15 protein-coding genes are annotated in these 18,366 nt (G+C 71.0%); 7 read left to right on the top strand and 8 right to left on the bottom strand.

All coding sequences use genetic code 11. The annotated features are described in order from the left end of the window. From HR086_RS31705 to truD, 3 genes are all read left to right on the top strand, one after another. Positions 1-832: DsbA family protein (locus HR086_RS31705; protein WP_174467509.1), on the top strand; the 832-nt coding region annotated here is incomplete at its 5' end. A 7-nt stretch (positions 833-839) separates the two neighbouring features. After that, a complete protein-coding gene (locus HR086_RS31700) occupies positions 840-2,186 on the top strand; it encodes a DUF4388 domain-containing protein (protein ID WP_141644118.1) in 1,347 nt (448 codons plus the stop codon). Then, a complete protein-coding gene (gene truD / locus HR086_RS31695; RefSeq protein WP_141644117.1) occupies positions 2,183-3,208 on the top strand; it encodes a tRNA pseudouridine(13) synthase TruD in 1,026 nt (341 codons plus the stop codon). The genes HR086_RS31700 and truD overlap by 4 nt, the downstream gene beginning before the upstream one ends. 500 nt (positions 3,209-3,708) lie before the next feature. Here the strand turns inward: truD and HR086_RS31690 are convergent, their stop codons facing one another. Next, a complete protein-coding gene (locus tag HR086_RS31690; RefSeq protein WP_174461316.1) occupies positions 3,709-5,124 on the bottom strand; it encodes an OmpA family protein in 1,416 nt (471 codons plus the stop codon). Positions 5,125-5,141: 17 nt separating this feature from the next. Next, entirely contained in the window at positions 5,142-5,468 is a 327-nt protein-coding gene (locus HR086_RS31685; RefSeq protein WP_141644115.1) for a DUF4398 domain-containing protein, read from the bottom strand. Between the two features lie 151 nt (positions 5,469-5,619). Here HR086_RS31685 and HR086_RS31680 point away from each other — a divergent pair, with 151 nt between their 5' ends. Together HR086_RS31680 and HR086_RS31675 are read left to right on the top strand one after the other, a co-directional pair. Next, positions 5,620-6,612: a HEAT repeat domain-containing protein gene (locus HR086_RS31680; RefSeq protein ID WP_141644114.1), complete on the top strand. Its 993-nt coding sequence runs from the start codon at positions 5,620-5,622 to the stop codon at positions 6,610-6,612. Then, positions 6,609-7,565: an N-acetylmuramoyl-L-alanine amidase-like domain-containing protein gene (locus tag HR086_RS31675; protein ID WP_174461315.1), complete on the top strand. Its 957-nt coding sequence runs from the start codon at positions 6,609-6,611 to the stop codon at positions 7,563-7,565. Before HR086_RS31680 ends, HR086_RS31675 begins: the two co-directional genes overlap by 4 nt. A gap of 3 nt (positions 7,566-7,568) precedes the next feature. On the opposite strand, the gene HR086_RS31670 is transcribed toward HR086_RS31675, so the two are convergent. After that, entirely contained in the window at positions 7,569-8,015 is a 447-nt protein-coding gene (locus HR086_RS31670) for a putative signal transducing protein (protein WP_174453409.1), read from the bottom strand. An 84-nt stretch (positions 8,016-8,099) separates the two neighbouring features. Then, on the bottom strand, positions 8,100-8,489 hold the full coding sequence (locus HR086_RS31665; RefSeq protein ID WP_141644111.1) for a response regulator: 390 nt from the start codon (positions 8,487-8,489) through the stop codon (positions 8,100-8,102). A gap of 148 nt (positions 8,490-8,637) precedes the next feature. On the opposite strand from HR086_RS31665, the gene hpf reads away from it, so the two are divergent. After that, complete coding sequence (hpf, locus tag HR086_RS31660; RefSeq protein ID WP_141644110.1) at positions 8,638-8,997, top strand: ribosome hibernation-promoting factor, HPF/YfiA family; 360 nt, start codon at positions 8,638-8,640, stop codon at positions 8,995-8,997. A 145-nt stretch (positions 8,998-9,142) separates the two neighbouring features. Beyond that, positions 9,143-11,212 (top strand): MXAN_5187 family protein, encoded by a 2,070-nt coding sequence (locus HR086_RS31655; RefSeq protein WP_174461314.1) that lies wholly within the window; start codon positions 9,143-9,145, stop codon positions 11,210-11,212. Positions 11,213-11,329: 117 nt separating this feature from the next. On the opposite strand, the gene HR086_RS31650 is transcribed toward HR086_RS31655, so the two are convergent. From HR086_RS31650 to HR086_RS31635, 4 genes are all read right to left on the bottom strand, one after another. Beyond that, the gene (locus HR086_RS31650) at positions 11,330-13,009 is read right to left on the bottom strand and encodes a PAS domain-containing sensor histidine kinase (protein ID WP_174467508.1); all 1,680 of its coding nucleotides are present in this window, start codon (positions 13,007-13,009) and stop codon (positions 11,330-11,332) included. Positions 13,010-13,079: 70 nt separating this feature from the next. Beyond that, positions 13,080-14,453, bottom strand: a complete 1,374-nt coding sequence (locus HR086_RS31645) for a peptide ABC transporter substrate-binding protein (protein ID WP_174467507.1) — start codon at positions 14,451-14,453, stop codon at positions 13,080-13,082. Then, entirely contained in the window at positions 14,450-15,802 is a 1,353-nt protein-coding gene (locus HR086_RS31640; protein ID WP_174467506.1) for a VCBS repeat-containing protein, read from the bottom strand. The genes HR086_RS31645 and HR086_RS31640 overlap by 4 nt, the downstream gene beginning before the upstream one ends. Next, a partial coding sequence (locus HR086_RS31635) for a penicillin-binding protein 1A (protein ID WP_254626552.1) occupies positions 15,799-18,366 on the bottom strand: 2,568 nt, incomplete at its 5' end. The genes HR086_RS31635 and HR086_RS31640, both read right to left, overlap by 4 nt.

The raw sequence follows: 18,366 nt of genomic DNA, 5'->3' as shown, positions 1-18,366 counted from the left end.
GGAGAGGGCCCCGACGGACCCCGCCGCGGCCCTCTCCGGCATCCCGGGCATGGACTTCTCCTCGCTCTCCGCGGCCTCCAAGCGGGAGCTGGCCACCGTCCTGAGCGACGAGTTCTGCTACTGCGGCTGCCCGCACACCCTGGGCGCCTGCCTGAAGTCGCACAACACCTGCCGCCACGCCAAGCGCATGGCCCGCGTAGCCGCGCGCATGGTGTCCGAGGGCAGCCCCGCCACCGAGGTCATCGTCCAGCTGTCCCAGTACTACGGCGCCTTCCGTGAGCAGCGCGCCCAGTTCAAGGTGGACGACCGGATGTGCATGGGCGCTGTGTCCGCCCCGGTGACGGTGGTGGAGTTCTCCGACTTCGAGTGCCCCTACTGCGCCAAGGCCCGTCCCGTCCTGGAGGCCTTCGCGAAGAAGAATCCGGCCCAGGTGCGCTTCTGCTACCTGCCGTTCCCCCTGTCCAACCATGTCAACGCGGTGCCCGCGGCGCAGGCGGCCCTGTGGGCGAGGGATCAGGGCAAGTTCTGGCAGATGCACGACGCCCTCTTCACCCACCAGGAGAACCTCAAGCCGGAGGCGCTGCCCGCGCTGGCGAAGGGGCTGGGACTGGACGGCGCGAAGCTCGCGGCGGTGCTCAAGTCGGACGCCTACAAGCAGGAGTTGGAGGGCTTCCGCAACCAGGGCCGCGCGGCGGGCCTGTCCGGCACGCCGACCGTGTACTTCAACGGGCGCGCGCTCGACCTGAGCTTCATCCAGGAGGACCTGCTCAACCACAGCCTGGAGGATGAGCTGGAGTGGGTGAACAACAAGAACGCCTGGGCAGCCGACTGACACGGAGATGACGCAAAGGTTCCGCATCGACGCGGGGCAACTCGTCCCCGAGGATCGCCAGAGCCCCTCTCCATTGACGGGGCGCTCGGGGACGTACGCGCTGATGCCCACGTCCCCGGACCTGCTCGTCTTCTCCCGGGGCCCGAGCGAGGGTGGCACCATCGCCGCGCCGCGCGTGGTGCTCTCCGGTGACGCGGGCGGCTTCCCGCTGTCGGATCTGATGGCCTTCCTCAGCCAGTCGCGGTGGAGCGGCATCATCCGCGTCCACTCCCCTGGCGGCGAGCGCTCCGTCACCTTCCGGGACGGCGAGGTGCGCGGCGCCTCGTCGGACGACCCCGCGGACCGGTTGGGCGAGGTGCTGGTGCGTCTGGGCTACGTGGACCGCACGCAGGTGGAAGCCGCGCTCAAGGGCCAGCCCCCGTCCAAGGTGGGCCGCGCCCTGGTGGAGAAGGGCTTCCTGCAGGCGCACGACCTCTTCAAGTGCGTCACGCATCAGGTGAGCGAGATCTTCCACGCCATCGTCCTGTGCCGGGAGGGGAGCTTCTTCCTCATCGACCAGCCGGTGGATGAGAAGGCGAGCCACTCCATCCAGCTCTCCACCCAGAGCCTGTTGATGGACAGCATCCGGAAGATCGACGAGATGGCTCACTTCCGGAAGCGCATCCCCCATGGCCGGCTGTACGTGGCGCGCAAGCGTGCCTCGGATGGGAAGCTGGAGGAGGATGAGGACCGGGTGCTGGGGCTGCTCGACGGCCGGCGCACCATCCTGGAGCTGGGCCACGCCGCCCGCCTGTCCGAGTTCGACATCACCAAGGTCGTCTTCCGGTTGCTGGAAGGCGGCTTCGCGTCGCTGACGGACAAGCCGCTGCTCGTGCCCGCCGGCCCCGTGCCGACGGTGGGGCCCACCGGGGCCCAGACTCCGGCCACGCCCGTGCCCGCGGGCCCAGGGCGTCCGGTCGCGAGCGCCGCTCCGGCGGTGGACCCTCGCCCCGTGGCGCGCGTGTTCAACTTCATCTTCCGGGAGATTCGCGACGAGGTGGCCAAGCAGGGCATGGACCGTGAGTTCATCGCCGCCGCCAACGCCGCGTTGTCCGGACAGGCCTTGTCGTCCTCTCCCGTGCTGGAGGGCCTGGCCTTCCAGTCGGATGGGAGCCTGGCCGAGCCCCGGTTGATGGATGCCTTCGAGCGGCACCGCGCCCAACTGGGCAGCGAGCCGCTGGCGTCCTTCAAACAGGCGCTCAGTGACGTGATGTTCTTTTTGCTGTTCCAGGCCGGTGAGCTTCTGGAGTCGCGCGCGGACGAGGACCTCGCCCGTCGCGTGAAGGAGCTGCTGGCGACGCTCGAGGGGCCGTGACGACGGATTCGGATTGGCCGCGGTTGACGGCGGATGTGCCTGGTTGTGGTGGTGCCTTCAAGCTGGTTCCCGAAGACTTCGAGGTCGAGGAGCTTCCCGCCTACCAACCGTCGGGCGAGGGAGAGCACCTCTACCTGTGGCTGGAGAAGCGCGGCCGGGACACGCGCGAGGTGGTGCGGGCGCTGGCCTCGTCGCTGGGCGTGTCCGAGGACGACATCGGCGTGGCGGGGATGAAGGACCGGCAGGCCGTCACGCGGCAGTTGCTCTCGGTGCCCGCGCGCGCGGAAGCGCGACTGGGGGAGTTCGCGCTGGAGGGCGTGCAGGTGCTGTGGTCGAAGCGGCACGGCAACAAGCTGCGCACCGGCCACCTGCGGGGAAATCGCTTCAAGCTGCGCCTGCGGGGCGTGCGTGACGTGGAGGCCGCGCGAGAGTGCTTCTCGCGACTGTCCGCGGGCGGTGTTCCCAACTACTTCGGCGAACAGCGCTTCGGCCGTGCGGGAGACAACGCGGACCTGGGCAGGTTGCTGGTGCTGGGGCAGCGGCTTCCGAAGCGGCCCGAGCGCTTCCAGCGCAAGCTGTACCTCTCCGCCTTCCAGTCGCGCATCTTCAACCGGGCGCTCGCGGAGCGCGTGCGTTCCGGCACCCTGTCCACCGCGCTGCTCGGTGACGTGCTGCGCAAGGAAGAGACGGGCGGCCTCTTCGTATGCGAGGCGCCGGATGTGGATGGTCCGCGCGTCGCGTCGTTCGAGGTGAGCCCCGCCGGGCCGTTGTTCGGCCCGAAGATGACGGCCGCCACGGGCGCGGTGGGCGAGTTCGAGGCGAGCCTCCTGGTCGGAGAGGGCGTCACGCCGGATGACTTCAAGCGCGGTGGGGGCGAGACGGAAGGAGGGCGCAGGCCGTATCGCGTCCGCCTGGGCTCGCCCGAGCTGACGCCGGAGGGCGAGGACCTGTGGCTCGCGTTCGAGCTGCCCCGGGGCGCGTACGCCACCGAGGTCCTCCACGAGCTGCTGAAGGACGACTGACGTCCTCTCGCTGGGGTGATGCCCTGGCGCGAGGCCTGATGGGCGCGCCCGCGCGGGCCCTTTCGTCCGCGACTCCTCTGGGATGTTGCGCTCGCGTGCGTGACTTCCAGGGCAGCGGATGCGCTGAAAAGCAACGCGCCCTCGGGACCTGTTCCCGGAGGCGCTGACCGTGCATGTCCCGGCCTTGGGGGCTGCGTACGCCGTGCACCCTGTGCGGCGAGCGTGAATGCCCCGGCCTTGGGGGCTGCGTACGCGGGACACCCGTCGCGTACACCGTGTGCGGCGAGCGTGAATGCCCCTGCCTTGGGGTGGGGGACCGCCTGCTGTGTGACTTCGGCCGGGCGGAGAGATGCCCGGCGTGAAGCCCTGGCGGGCCGCTCGCCCGTGCGTGCTGTCGAGGACACCCCACGCGCTGAAAAGCGAAGCGCCTCCTCGGGACGGAAGCCCGGGAGGCGCTGACCCTGCTTGCCCCGGCCTTGAGGTGGCCGGGGCGGGGCTGCCTACTGCGTGACGATGTTGAACTCCGTGCGGCGGTTCTGCGCACGGCCCGCCTTGGTGGTGTTCGGCGCGATGGGACGCGTCTCGCCGAAGCCCACCGCTTCCATGCGGCCCGGGTCGATGCCCCTGCGCAGCAGCTGCGCCATCACCGCGTCGGCGCGCTTCTGCGACAGCTTCAGGTTCGACTCATCCTTGCCGAGCGAGTCCGTGTGGCCCTCGATGCGGACCTTCTGAATCCAGGGCGCATCCCTCAGGGCCGATGCCACGTCCTCGAGGATGGCGGTGCTCTGCTTGCCGATGATCTTCGCGGAGCCGGACCCGAAGAGGATCTGCTTCTTGATTTCAATCCGGTCCTTCTTGATGACGACGTTCTTGTACTGCTTCGGGCAGCCGCGCTCTTCCTTCGTGCCGGGCTCATCCACGCACGCATCGAGTCGGTCCACCACGCCGTCATTGTCCGTGTCCTTGTCCGCGCAGCCGCTGTTCTCCGGCGGACCCGCCTCGGTCGGGCACTTGTCCTGCGCATCCGCCAGGCCGTCCGCGTCGTTGTCCAGGTCCGGGCAGCCGTCCTCATCCTGGAAGCCGTCCTTGTCCTCGGGCTCGTCGGGGCACTTGTCCTGCCCGTCGTTGACGCCGTCGCCGTCCTTGTCCGGGCAGCCCATGTTCTGCATGGAGCCCGTCTCGTTGGGGCACTTGTCCTGGGCGTCGACGATGCCGTCGTTGTCGTTGTCCAGGTCCGGGCAGCCGTCCTCGTCCTGGAAGCCGTCTTTGTCCTCGGCCTGGTCCACGCACTTGTCCAGCGGGTCGACGATGCCGTCGCCGTCGCGGTCCTTCGGCGCCTCGGCCGGGCAGCCCTGGTTGTCGGCGACTCCCGCCAGCACCGGGCACTTGTCGTTGGCGTCGAGCACGCCGTCGTTGTCGTTGTCCGCGTCGGGGCAGCCGTCCTCGTCCTGGAAGCCGTCCGTGTCCTCGGCCTGGTCGGGGCAGGGGTCGTCCTTGTCCAGCACTCCGTCCCCGTCGCTGTCCGTCTCCTCGATGCGGACCACCACCTGGGGCTGCTGCGGCTTGGTCTCCGTGGGCTGCTGCGGCTGCTGCGGGGCCTCCGGGCGCTCACGCACCAGCACCTGGCGCGGACCGCAGTTCTTCGACAGCTCCAACGCCCGGTCCACCGCCGTGTCGGCGACGCGGACGTGCGAGGCGGCGCGGCCGCTGTTGCCCTGGCTCAGCTCACCCTTGGCGAAGTCGAGGTAGGCCTCGGCGGTGGCCAATTCCACCGGGGCGCAGCGCAAGGCGCCGCTGCGGCGGGCCCGCTCGACATCCGCGGCGAGCACCTGGGTGTCCGCGCGAATCTTGCTGCCGCTCACACAGCCGGCGACCAGGAGGAGGGACAGCAGCGCTGCAAGGGAGGGACGCGTCATCGGGAGCGCTCGGTGCGTCACGGGTTCGGGGTCCGTTCGCCAGTGCCAGTGTCGGAATCGCTGCCAGCCACGGACATCGCCTTCTCGCGGGCTTCATTGGCGAAGCGGGAGGCCTTCACCGCGAAATCCACACCGGCTTGATAGTCGGAGTAGCCAACCTCCTCGCGAGCCTTCTCCAGATACAGGTTGGCGGCGGTCCACTCGTACGGGGCCAACTTGTCGGCCCCAGCCGTGCGCGCTGCCTGAATCTGGACTTCGGCGTCGAGGATGTTCGCGGTGGACTTCACGGGGCCGCACGCGGTGAGCGCCCCCGCCACCGCCACCAGCACCGTCAGGTTCTTCATAGGGTGGCGCCTCTAGAGGAGGGAAAGAGGCATCGGTCGTATCAATCGCCTCTTGGGGGGTCAAGAATCGGGCATACCCCGTTGAGGAGGGGGGCCGGCCGGTGCCTGGGACTTTGACGACTGGCGCCACCCTTGCCATCGTCCCCCTCCCGTGCGCCCGTCCGTCCTCTCCGCCCGCTTCCTGGTGTTGCTCGCGCTGCTCCTACCCCCCCTGGCCCTGTCCGCCCAGGCCTCCGCCGCCAAGCGCGGCGAGCGCCGTGCCGAGACGGAAAAGGTCATCCAGACCGTCATTCAGGGAGGAGCCGTCCCCGCCGCCGTCTCCCGGCTGCGCTACCTGCGCGAGGAGCCCTATGCCGCCGACCTCATCAACGAATCCATGCGCCGGGTGCTGGAGGAGCGGGTCCGCCGCAACCTCGTCGCGGTGCTGGCGGGACTGGACACGCGTTCCGCGGAGCCGGCCCTGGTCCGCTTCGCCGGCGACGGCGACAGCACGGTGCGCATGTACGCCGCGCAGGGCCTGGCCCGGCTGAAGAGCCGCAACGTCCAGGTGCTGCTGCCGCTGCTGGATGACAAGAGCAGTGGGGTTCGCCGGGACGCGGCCCGGGCCCTGGGCGCCTCGCGCAACCCGAAGATGGGCAAGGCGCTGATGGCGGCCGCCAAGCAGGAGCAGGAGCTGGAGGTGCGCGCCATCATGCTGGCCGCCGCGGGTGAGACGGGCGACGCCAAGCAGGTGAAGCCCCTCAAGGAGTACCTGACCAACGACTCGGAGAGCACCCGCTTCGCGGCGGCGCGCGGCCTGTGCCGCCTGGGCTCGCCCGAGGGCTTCGCCTTCGCCAACAAGCTGCTCGGCGCGCAGGACCGCTTCGTGCGCCGGCAGGGGCTGGAGTTGTTCGAGGGAGTCGCCGCCAAGAAGGCCACCCCCGCGCTCAAGCCGCTGCTGGAGGACAAGGACCGGGGCCTGGCCGCCGGCGCCGCGCGCATCCTCTACCAGGGTGGAGACAGCGCCATGCTGGACTGGCTGGTGCTGGCCTCGTGGAACGCCAAGGGCGAAGAGAAGCTGTCGTACGAGAAGGAACTGGAGACGCTCCAACTCCAGGATGACCGGCGCAAGGCCATCCTCCGAAGGGCGGGCGTGGCGCAATGACGTGGGCGGTGGTGCTGGCCGCGGCGCTCGTCACCCAGGCGACCCCGGCCTCCTCGACGAAGGACTCCGCCACGCCCGGCGCGGCGCGGATTCTCGACTCCGGCTCGGCGGCGGCCCAGGCGGCCACGGCCACCCCCGCGCGCCCCAACGGCTGGACGGGCATGGACGCGAGCGCCTTCGCCGCCCTGGTGTCGGAGGCGTCCAACGCGCCGTTGACCGAGCGGCTGCTGTCCATGAGCCAGCGCTTCGTCAACACGCCCTATGTCCTGTCTCCGCTGGGAGAAGGCGCGGGCGTCGACCCTGATCCAACGTTCCGCCTGGACGCGGTGGACTGCCTCACCTTCGTCGAGCAGTCCCTGGCGCTGGGGCTCGCGCGCACGGAGCCGGAGGTCGCGCCGCTGCTCGAGCACATCCGCTACGCCCAGGCCCCGGCCTATGAGGACCGCAACCACCTCATGGAGGCGCAGTGGCTGCCCAACAACATCCGCAAGGGCTTCCTGCGAGACGTGACACGGCGCTTCGGGGGCGAGGACGCGGTGGCCGTCACGAAGACGCTGACGCCCGTGACCTGGCAGTCCCGCTCGTCCCAGTCGCTCCAACTCCCCAAGGCGCGTCAGCCGGTGGGCACCTTCGCGATGAACATGATTCCGCTGGAGCGGGTGATGGAGCACGCGCGCTCCATCCCCTCCGGCACCATCCTCGTGGTGCTGCGCGAGGACCTTCCGCTGAAGGCCACCCGCGTGACGCACCTGGGCTTCGTGGTGCAGCGCAAGGGCCGCACCTACCTGCGCCATGCCTCGCGCGGGGGCTACAACCGCGTCGTGGACGAAGACTTGGAGACCTTCCTCGGCCGCAACTCCCGCTATGCGAAGTGGAAGGTCACCGGGGTGAGCCTCTTCGAGGCCCGCCGTCCGGAGTCCTCCGCGCCCGGCGCCGTCGTCCGCTCACCCTGATGTTCAGAGGGCGGATGGGGGGGCGGCCGACTGCTCGGTCTCCCGCTCCTCGTCCTCGGCGGCCCTGACGGCCTCGTCGTTGGTGGCCGCTTCCTGGGCCCGCTCCCGCTCGATGAGGGCGGCGGCGCGCTCCTGCTGCTCCTCGGGCACCAGGATTTCCCACCAGGGAAGCAGGGTGCCCGTGGTCAGCTTGTCCACCACGCCCGAGCGACCCGCGCGCACCAGCACCGGGATGTCCGTCTCCTGGAGCAGCTCCACGAAGACCTCCACCATCAGCGGGTTGTCCGTGGTGCCCGCGCGCACGAAGACGCGCTTGTCCAGTTCATGCGGGAGCGGGAGCCCCCGGCTGCGCATCTCTCCTACGTCCACCAACCGTGGGTTGCCTGGACAGTCCGAGCATTGCTCGATGTCGTCCCGATATTCCGATCCGCACCTGGCGCAGTACTTCATGTCTGTCCCTCCTGCCCGTGGATGTCCTGGAGGGACATAGTAGGTCTGGTGTCCTGCCGCGGCACCGGGGGCCAGTCCTTCCGTTCACTGCCGGGCGTCGTCGTCGCCCTGCCAGCGGCGGGCCTCGTCTCCCAGGCTGCCGACGGCGCTGCTCAACCGCTCCACGTCGATGGGCTTGCGCAGCACCAGGTCACAGTGCTCGGCGCCGTCCACCTGGGTGTATCCGGAGACGAGGATGACGCGGGTGCGTGGCGCACGAGCCTTCACCCGCCGGGCGAGCTCCGTGCCGCACAGCCCCGGCAGCGACTCGTCCGTCACCACCACGTCCGGGAGCGTGCTCTCGAAGGCCCGCAGGCCCGCGAGTCCGTCGTGGGCGGTGACCACGTCGAACTCGAACTCGAGCAGCTCCGCGAGGAGCTCCCGGCTGTCACCATCGTCCTCTACGAGGAGGACCTTGATTCGCTCGGCACCCATGCGTCTGGGTAACTCTGGCCCTTGTCGGATTCGTCCGCCGCGAGGACGCGGGGACCGGTGCCTCGTCGCCTGGAGGGCAGGCGGGTGGAAGAGCCCCCCTCACCGGCGGGCGGGAGGCTGTCCATCTTCGAGCCTTGGAGGTGATGCCATGAAGGTGTTGATGCGGGGCGTGCATCTGACCCTGACGGAGTCGCTGAGGGACTACCTGCAGGAGCATCTGGTGCGCCACATCGAACGGTATGCGGACGACGAGGCGGCGGAAATCGACATCTCGCTGGTGGACATCAACGGTCCGAAGGGTGGGGTGGACAAGGAGTGCCGGGTGACGGTGCGCATGCCAAACTTCGCTTCCGTGCATGTCACCGAGCGGGCGGAGACGCTGTTTCCCGCCATCGACGCGGCGCGTGACCGGCTGGAGCGCACCCTGCGCAAGGCCGTGGACAAGCGCCGTGACGTGCACACGGACGGGCTGCCCGACGACGTGGCGGCGAACGTTCCGAGCTATTAGCCGGGGGCCTGCCTCGGTGTAGGGCCCGGTCTTCCCGGTCGTCCACCGGGCGGCCGGGCCCGCGTTGTCCGCTGCCCGAATCTTGCTGGGTCCGAATGGTGAACGCTATAAGCGGAACCCTTCACCCATGGGCTAAAGGACGGCGATGGTCCGCCTCAAGTTCCTCCTCTTCGCGTTCCTGGTCATTGGACTGGGGCTTGCTCATCTCCCGATGCTGTCGGGACCGCTTCGCGCGCGCGCGGTGGACGGAGCCACGGCCCAGTCCGCCTCGGGTGTTGCCGAGGTGGCGCGTCGCGTGGACGCGCGTCGCGCGGAGGTGCAGGCGCTGGCGCTGAAGCTGGCCGCCACGCCGGACGTCGCCTCCGCTGTCCACGCGCTGCTTCCCCCCAAGCCCGTCGCCTCCGTGCGTCCCCCGTCGCGGGACAAGGACAAGGCCGACGACAAGGACGCCCTCCAGCCGCTGACGGCGGAGCGCTTCACCGCTGTGCGGACGGCCGTCGAGGCCGTGCTGCCCAAGGAGCTCAAGGGCGCGGTGGTGGCGCTGGCCGCGCCGGACGCCGCGTTCCATGCCGTCGCGGGCGCGGAGCCGTCCTCGGATGCCACGAAGCTGGACGTCGCCGCGCTGGCGAAGGCCGGCACCTCGGTGGTGGACGCGCTCGGTGCGGCGCACGTTTTCGCCTCGGTGCCCGTGCTGTGGGGCGGGGACTTCGGCATGCAGCCGGCGGTGACGCTGGTGGTGGGCGCGCCGCTGCTCGACGAGGGCGCGCTGGAGGCCGCGGTGCAGGCCACCGGCGTCTCCGCGCTCGGGTTGGTGAAGGGGGACTCGGTGACGGCCGTGGGGCCGGACAAGTTGCTCGCGGAGGGCTCGCTGGCGCAGGTGGCGGCCAACGCGAGCGGAGTGGTGCTGCGCCGCGGCAGCCTCCAGAACCTGGGCCCGCTGGGCCTGCCTCTCATGACGGAGGGCGATGCCATGGGAGGCAAGGCGCCCCTGTCGGTGGGCTCTCGCCGCGCGCTGGAAGGCACGCCGCTGGAAGTGCTCGCGGTGGCCGGGACGCAGCCGGTGCTGGGTGCGCTGGCGGACTACCAGCAGAACGCGCTCGTCGCGCTGGCGGGGCTCCTGGGCCTGACGCTGGTGTGGACGGTGCTGATGGGTGGCTCCCGCTCGGGCTCTGGCGACGACGTGCAGGGCACCTCCGACACGCTCAGCCTGTCGGCCGCGATGGCGGCGAATGCGCAGATGCACGCGCAGGTTCCTCACGCGCCGCAGCCGGTGGCGCCCACGCCGACGCCAGGTCCGCTGCCAGACCCGTTCGCCTCGGCTCCGTTCGCCGCCCCGCCGACGCCGGGCCCGTTGCCGGACCCGTTCGCGCGTGGGGCTCCTCCTCCGGCGGTGGCTCCCCTGTCGGATCCGTTCTCCATGGCGCCCCCGCCTCCGGCGGCCCAGCCCTTCGGCTCGGCGGACCCGTTCTCCATGGCGCCTCCGCCTCCGGCGGCCCATCCGTTCGGCTCGGGGGACCCCTTCGCGCTGCCGCCTCCGGCCCCCGCGCCGGTGTCGAACCCGTTCGCTTCGGCGGATCCGTTCGCGCAGGCGGATGCGTTCCCGTTCCCCGCGCCGCCTCCCGCGATTCCGCCGCCTCCCGCGGCCAGTCCGTTCGGTTCGTCGGGCGCGTCCATGCCCTTCGAGCCCGAGCCGGGTGGCTTCTCCGCCTCGGGTGAGCCCCTGTCGACGGCGTCGCCTCGGCGCGGCGCTTTCGCCTTCGAGGACCAGCCCACGGCGGCGTACACGCTCCAGCAGGCGGCGAACCCGTTCGCCCTGGCGGCTGCTCAGTCGCCGGACAACCCGGAGACGACGCGCGTCGCGGCCATTCCGCGCGAGCTGCTCCAGGCCAGCGCCCGGCCGGCCGAGGTCCCCATTCCGTTGCCGCCTCGCGCGGGGGGGCCCGCCGCCATTCCTCTCCCGGGCGCGGGCCCGTCGGGCAACTCCGCGGTGGCGCTCTCCGAGGAGCAGCACTTCCAGGAGGTCTTCCGCGAGTTCGTCACCACCCGTGAGCGGTGTGGCGAGCCGGCCGACGGCCTGACGTACGACAAGTTCGTGCAGAAGCTGCGCAAGAACAAGGAGCAGCTCGTCCAGAAGTACGCCTGCAAGACGGTGCGCTTCCAGGTCTACGTGAAGGAAGGCAAGGCCGCTCTCAAGGCCACGCCCGTCAAGGACTGAGCGCGGCTTCCACCGCGTGACGACATCGGAGCCCGGGGCGACACATCGCCTCGGGCTCTGTGCTTTTCAGGTGCTGGTGCTGAACCGGGCCCGGGCGATGGCCCCTGGCGAGGCTGCCTACGGGGCGCTCGCGGCGCCGGTCGCCATGAGGTCCGCGCGTGGGAGCACCACGCTGAAGCGCGCGCCCTGGCCCGGCTCTCCGCCGACCTCGAGCTTGCCGCCATGCTCCTGGAGGATGCGCGCGGCGATGGCCAGCCCCAGGCCCGTTCCGCCGTCCTTGGTGGTGAAGTAGGGCTCGAAGATGCGGGCGCGGTGCTCGGCGGGGATGCCCGGGCCGCTGTCCTCGACTTCGATGATGGCGTCCGCGTCGGTGCCCTTCACTCGCACGCGCAGGTGGCCACCCTTGCCGGTCATGGCCTCCTCGGCGTTCTTCACCAGGTTGACCAGCACCTGCGTCAGCATGTCCCGGTCCACGCGCGCCACCACGCCCGTCTGGAGCGCCGGGAGTATCTGGATGCCCTCGGGAGGTGTCGCGTAGAGGGCCAGCACGCTCTGCGTCAGCTCGGACAGGTCCACGGGCGCCAGTTGCGGCTTGGGCATCCTCGCGAAGCGGCTGAACTCGTCGACGATGCGCCGCAGCCGGTCCACCTCTTCCAGCACCACGCCCGCGCTCTCCTTGAAGAACTCCGGGAAGCGAGGGTGCCCGGCCTCCTGCGCCGCCAGCAGCGTCTCCAGCGACATGCGGATGGGCGTCAGCGGGTTCTTGATTTCGTGGGCCAGTCGCCGCGCCACTTCCTGCCACGCGGCGATGCGCTCACTGGCCACCAGTCGTTCCGTCGTCGCCTTCAGCTCGGACGTCATGTGGTTGAACGTCCGGACCAGCTCGCCCACCTCGCCCGTGGCGGCGGCCGTCACCTGGACATCCAGCGCGCCTTCCGCCACGCGCCGGGCACCCTCGGTGAGCGCCTCCACCGGCCGGGTCATCCACCGCGACACCAGCAACCCGAGCAGCATGGCGAAGGCGCCACCCAGTCCGGCCAACAGGAGGAAGGCGCGCATGACGCCTTCCTCGGCCTCGCGCGCGGCGGCACGGCTGAAGACGAGTCGCACCGTGGCGGCGTCGCCCAGGGGCAGCTCGCGCGCCACCGTGGGAGGCAGCGCCGTGCCGGCCCGGGCCAGCTCGGTGTCACCAGAGACGAGCGAGACTTGCGCCTGGGTCAGCCGCGCGAGGTGCTGGGCCAGACTGTCGTCGAGCAGCACCCCGCCCACCGCCCACAGGCGCAGGTCCCCGTAGTCCACCGGGCGCGCGGTGACGAGCGCCGGCATCTGTCGCAGGCCCGAGGAGGTGCGCACCTCCACTCGCACCGGGACGGGCTTCGACGAGGCCACTTTCGTGACGGCGAAGAGGGCCGGGTCCGGGTCTCCGCGCCGCGCGGGCAGGTGTCCGGAGGACAGCACCGTGCCGCCCCGGTCGAAGAGGGTGAGCACCGTCAGTCCCCGCGTCTTCATCAGCGCTTCCGCCGTGCCTGCTTGAATGGCTCGGGTGGGGCGCTCTCGGGCCTCGCGGGCGAGGTCCTCCATGGCGGCGCTGTCCACCAGCTCCTCCACCGCGCGTCGGGCGGTGGTGGCCGAGCGCTCCAGCGACTCCTGGGCGCTGGTGGTGGCGGCCTGCATCCGTGCGTCCAGTTCACGGGACAACGTGTCGCGGAGGCGCGAGAGGGTGGGCAGCACCACCACCGCGAGCGGCACCAACGCGAGCAGGGCGAAGGCGAGGGCCAGCCGGGTCCTCAGGCGCAAGGGGCCATCCTCCAGACCGCGCCTCGTGGCCAGCAACTCAAGCGGTCCTCGACACCCTCCCTCGCGCCCGTCATGGCCGCCCCCCGGTTCCCGCTCCCTCGGGTGGAAGCATGAAGGCGCCGTCCAGAATGGGCAGGCCCTGCGCATCCATCACCAGTCCGCCCACTTCAGGCACCACGCGCAGCCCCAGTCCTTGCGCATACAGCGGAAGCAAGGGCAGCGATGCGGCGAGCGCCAGGGCCCGCTCGCGAACCCGAGCATCCCTCGCCGCCGCGTCCGACAGCGCGCCGATGGCGGGCAGCTCCACGCCCAGCAGGTCCTTGCGTCCCCCCGCGTCCAGCACCACCGCCAGGGCGGGGCCAGGCACAGGCGGAAGGAGCAGCGCGTGCAGCATCAGCTCGAAGTCGCCCTTGGCCCAGCGGGCGCGCAGCGCGGAGCGCGTGAGGGGCTCCAGGGCCACGGTGTAGCCCCGCTCGTGCAGCTTCACCTGGATGCGCTCGGCCACCGCGCGCTGGTCCTCCAGCGCCGCGTCGTAGACGAGCGTCACCGTGCGAGCCGGACCCGACGCGGGCGTCGCCGGGCGAGGCTTGGGCCCCTGTTGCATCAGCGCGGGCGGCAGCAGGTGCGGCATGGGCACCGCCGGACCGCGCACGAAGAGGCGCGTGAGGTCCTCGCGATCGATGGAACTCTCCACCGCCTGCCGGAAGTCCGCCGGAACGCGCCGGGGCGAGAAGGCGAGATAGGTGGCGTAGAGCAGCGCGCCCGACGCGTTGTCCGTCTCCGAGGCGACCCCCAGCTCCAACTGTGCCTGCCGGGTGGACCAGAGCCGGGCCAGTCCCCGCTCATCCGTGGAGGTGAGCAGCAGTCGGTCCAGGTACGGGCGCCCACGTGGCCAGCCGAGCTGCGCATCCAGCGTCCCGCGCCCCGCCGAGGAGAACGGGCCCGGAGTCGACGAGGCCACGGGCGCGGCCAGGGCCGGGTGGCACAGCGCGCGCTCCAAATCGGGCCACGGAAACGAGAGCGCGAGCTCCAGCGAGGCACCGCTCGCGTTGACCTGCCGTCCCTCGCCGCGCAGCGGATAGAGCAGGGCGCGGTAGGGCGAAGCCCCTTCGGTGCTGGACAGTCGCATCCACGCACGCGCCAGGGCACCCGCCGTGGCGGCATTGGGGAGCATCACCCGCGCGGATTGCGGAGTAGGGCGCGACAACTCACGGGCCAGCGTGGGGCGCGCCTCGCCTTCCGGTGTCACAGCGCAGACAGGCCGGGACAACAGCCCCAGCAGCGTGGCTTCGAGAGGAGTGTCGGCGAGCGCGGGCTCTCCAATCTCGGGCGGCCCGGCATGGGCCACGCGCAGCTCTCCGCCATAACGGGGCCGTCCGGCCGCGAGCGCGGACGCGGAGCCCAGGAGCACGAGACTGGCGAGGGCGATGCGACGGGACTTCATGGAGCACCCTGGCGAAGGAGGAACAGCTCACCGGTGCCATCCGGCTTCCACAGGCCCACGACCACTTCACGGCGCTCGTCGCCATCCAGGTTGACCGTCACCACGAACAACGCGCGCCCCGCGGGCAGCGCGCCCTGCCACAGCGGTTCGTGCACCGTGGGGTCTCCTCCGTTGAGGGAGTGGACGCGGAGCACGTCCGGCGAAGGCTGGAGCAGGGTGGATGTGGTGAGCAGCTCCGGCGTGCCGTCTCCGTCCAGGTCGCCCAGGGCACTGCCCGCGCCCAGCGCGCTCAGCCGCGTCGGCGCCGCACCCGCGCGCGGATAGAGCGAGCCGGTTCCATCCGCGTGCACGAAGAGCATCCTCGGCGGCGCGAGGCTCGCGGTGGTGAAGGGCGCGGAGAGTGTCACGGGCTTGCCGTCCGCGAGCCGCACCTCGGCCTGGAACGCGGTCTGCCCGGGGACGAAGCTCCCTCGCTCCACGGGCCCCAGCGGCGCGCTGTCCAGTGTGCCCACGGGCCGCAGCGTGCTTCGACCCTTCTCCAGCACGAGCACCTCACCGTGCGCGCGACGCGTACTCCACGCGGCCAGCCGGGGCGGCCCCGACAGCACGGCCAGCGCGCCAAAGGGCTCCCGCGTGGTGGCGTTGCCGAAGGGCAGGGCGCCCAGCTCCCTGCGGGCCAGGAGCCGTCCATCCGCCGCGAAGACGGACACGTCCGCCTCCGTCAGCACCGCGATTTCGTCGCGGCCATCCCCGTCCAGGTCTCCCGCCGCGAGCGCCGCCACGGGCTGCTCCAGCCGGACCAGCGCCGCACCCAGAAGTCGGATGCCCCGAGGACCGCTCGTGGGAGGCGACGTCGTCGAGGGGGCCACCGAGGCCAGGGCGAGCACCTCCGCGTCCGCGTCCACCGACTCGACGAGCGCGCCCGACGGCCGAGCGGGACGTGTCGGCGCGCGGCCCGACCAGAAGTTGACCCACGTGCCCAGCGCGTCCCCACGTGCCCGCAAGGCGCCTGCCTCCACATCCAGCGTCAGCCTCACCAGCGTGCGCGCCCCCTGCGCGCGTGCCACGCCCTCGGCGGCCTCCGCGCTCGCGGTGTCCACCACGGTGGGAGCCAGGCCCTCCGCGGACAGTCGCGCCGCGAGCACGCTTCCCACGGCGCGGCGCAGCTCGGCCGAGCCCCCCGAGAAGTACAGCGCCACGGGCGCCTCGGCGGGCAGGGCGCGCACGGAGGCGGACAGCTCCCGCGCGAGTCGCTGGACGGCCGAGGCGGTTTCGTCGGGCGAGGACTGCGATGCGGCACTGGCCGCGAAGGCGAAAAGCAGCGGTGCGAGGACCCGGGCTCGGCTCACAGACCCTTCCTGTTGCCTTCGTTGAGGAAGAACTCGTCGGTCGTCACCTGGCCCGGAGGCGGGGCCTCGGCGGTGGGCTGGGTGCCCTCGAGGAACGGCTCCAACCGGCCTGGGACGGAGGCGCCGGCCAGCAGTCCGGTGACGGGGTCGATGCGAACCTGGAGGATGCCGGCGGGCACCTCGAAGTCGCGCGCGGGCAGGCCCTCGTGGGCCACGCGCATGAACTGGAGCCAGATGGGCAGCGCGGCGCGACCACCCGTCTCGCTGCTCCCCAGCGGCGAATTGTTGTCGAAGCCCACCCACGCGCTGGCCACCCAGTCCACCGTGTAGCCGGAGAACCACGTGTCCTTGGACTCCTGCGTGGTGCCCGTCTTGCCAGCGGCGGGGCGATTCAGCTCGCGCACGGCCTTGGCCGTGCCTTCCTCCACCACGCTGCGCATCAGGGACGTGGTGAGGTACGCGACGGCGGGAGAAAGCGTCTCCTCGAAGGCTGGCTGATGCTCCTCCAACACCTTGCCGCGCGAGTCGCGCACGCGCAGCAGCATGAGCGGCTCCGCGTAGCGGCCATTCGCCTGGAGCGTGGAGTAGGCGTTCACCGCCTCCAGCATCGTCACCTCGCCGGTGCCCAGCGCCAGCGTCAGGTTCTCCGGCATCGGCGAGTGGATGCCCGCCCGTCGCGCGAAGTCGATGACGGTGGGGGGCGTGAGCGCCTCGATGAGGCGCACGGACACCGTGTTCTTCGACTTGGTGAGGGCCGTGCGCAGCGTCATCGGCCCTTCGAACCGCCGGTCGTAGTTCTGCGGCTTCCACGCCTTGCCCGTGTACGGGTCCCGGATGGACTCCGGCGCGTCGTTCACTTGAGACAGCGGCGTGTAGCGTCCGCTGCCCAGCGCCGCGGCGTAGAGGAAGGGCTTGAAGGACGAGCCCGGCTGACGCCTGGCCTGCGTCGCGCGGTTGAAGGACGAGCGCGCGGCGTCATACCCGCCCACCAGCGCCACCACGTTGCGGTTCTCCGGGCGGATGACCACGAGGCCACCTTGCACGAGCGGCACCTGGTCCAGCGTGGCCTCCACGAAGGCCGGCGCGGGAGGCGCCTTCAGGATGCGCACGTAGACGAGCTGCCCCTTGGCGAACACGTCCGAGATGTTCTTGGGGGCGCCCTTGCCCTTCTGTCGGGCCCAGGTGACGGTGGAGTACGCAATCTCCGCGGTGCGGCCCACCAGGTCCACGCGCGCCACGTTCCGCTTCTCGTCCAGCTCGGACACGTAGCCCGTCAGCCGCAGCCCTTCCGACAGGGGCTTCAGTAGCACGGCGCGCACCATCAGCTCCTCCTCGGAGGGGGGCGCCTCGTCCTCGGGCGTGAGGTCCGGGCGCTGCTCCTCCGCGCCATCCTCCTCGGTCTCCACCTTCGGCTCCGGCGTCGCCGCCTTCTCCTCCTGCGCGAGAGGCGCCAGGTCCGCCACGTAGCCCTGGTCCTTCAGTCGGCGGCCCGCCTCCTCGATGCGCGTGGCGACCATGCCGCGCAGGCGAGCCCACTTCTCATCCTCCAACGTGCCTCGCGGACCCCGGTAGCCCTGGCGCCTGTCCACGGCCTCCAGTCCTTCACGCACGGCCTGCTCGGCGGCGACCTGGAGCTTGGGCACCATGGCGATGTCCACCCGCAGGCCACCATTCATCACCGCGTGCTCGCCATAGCGCTCGATGAGCGTGCGACGAATCTCCTCCGCGTAGTACGGGCCCACGCCCCGCTCGGGACGCGGGGCCAGGACGATGGGCTTGTTCAGCTCCGCTTCCGCCACGTCGCGCGGCACGAATCCATGGTTGGCCATCTGCCCGAGCACGTACCGCTGACGCGACTTCGCCCGCGTCATGTTCGTCTCCGGGTTGATGCGGTGGGGAATCTGCACCGTGCCCGCCAGCACCGCGGCCTCGCCCACGTTCAACTCCTTGGCGTGCTTGCCAAAGTAATAGAGCGCGGCCTCCTCCACGCCGTAGCGGCGCTTCCCGTAATAGGACTGGTTGATGTAGAGGCCGAGAATCTGGTCCTTGGTGAGGGCCTCCTCGACGCGCGGGGTGAGGATCCACTCGCGGATCTTGCGCGACAGGCTGCGCTCGGGCGTGAGCAGCAGGTTCTTCACCACCTGCTGCGTAATCGTGGACGCGCCGGACTTGCGGCTGCCGGGGATGAGGTTCTTGATGGCGGCGCGGGCGATGCCGAACGGGTCCAGGCCCACGTGCTTGTAGAAGTCCGCGTCCTCGGCGGCCAGGAAGGCATCGCGGACATGGGGCGGCAGGTCCGCGACGCGCACCACGGTGCGCTTCTCATGCGCGTACTCGGCGCAGATGCTCCCGTCCGCGCACGTCACCTTGGTGACCTGGGGCAGCTCGTAGTGCTGGAGCGCGTCCACCGAGGGCAAATCCCGGCTGTAGTAGACGTACGCCCCCACGCCGACCAGCACGACGAGCAGCAGGCCCACGGCGCCGGTGATGAGCAGCCGCCGGGTCCACTTCCAGAGGCGCGCGCCAAACCCGGGGCGTGGCGGAAGGGGCGCGGGCGCCGGGAC

The sequence above is a fragment of the Myxococcus sp. CA039A genome (assembly GCF_013336645.1).
Taxonomy (GTDB): Bacteria; Myxococcota; Myxococcia; order Myxococcales; family Myxococcaceae; genus Myxococcus; species Myxococcus llanfairpwllgwyngyllgogerychwyrndrobwllllantysiliogogogochensis.
This window is presented reverse-complemented; position numbering and strand designations above follow the sequence as displayed.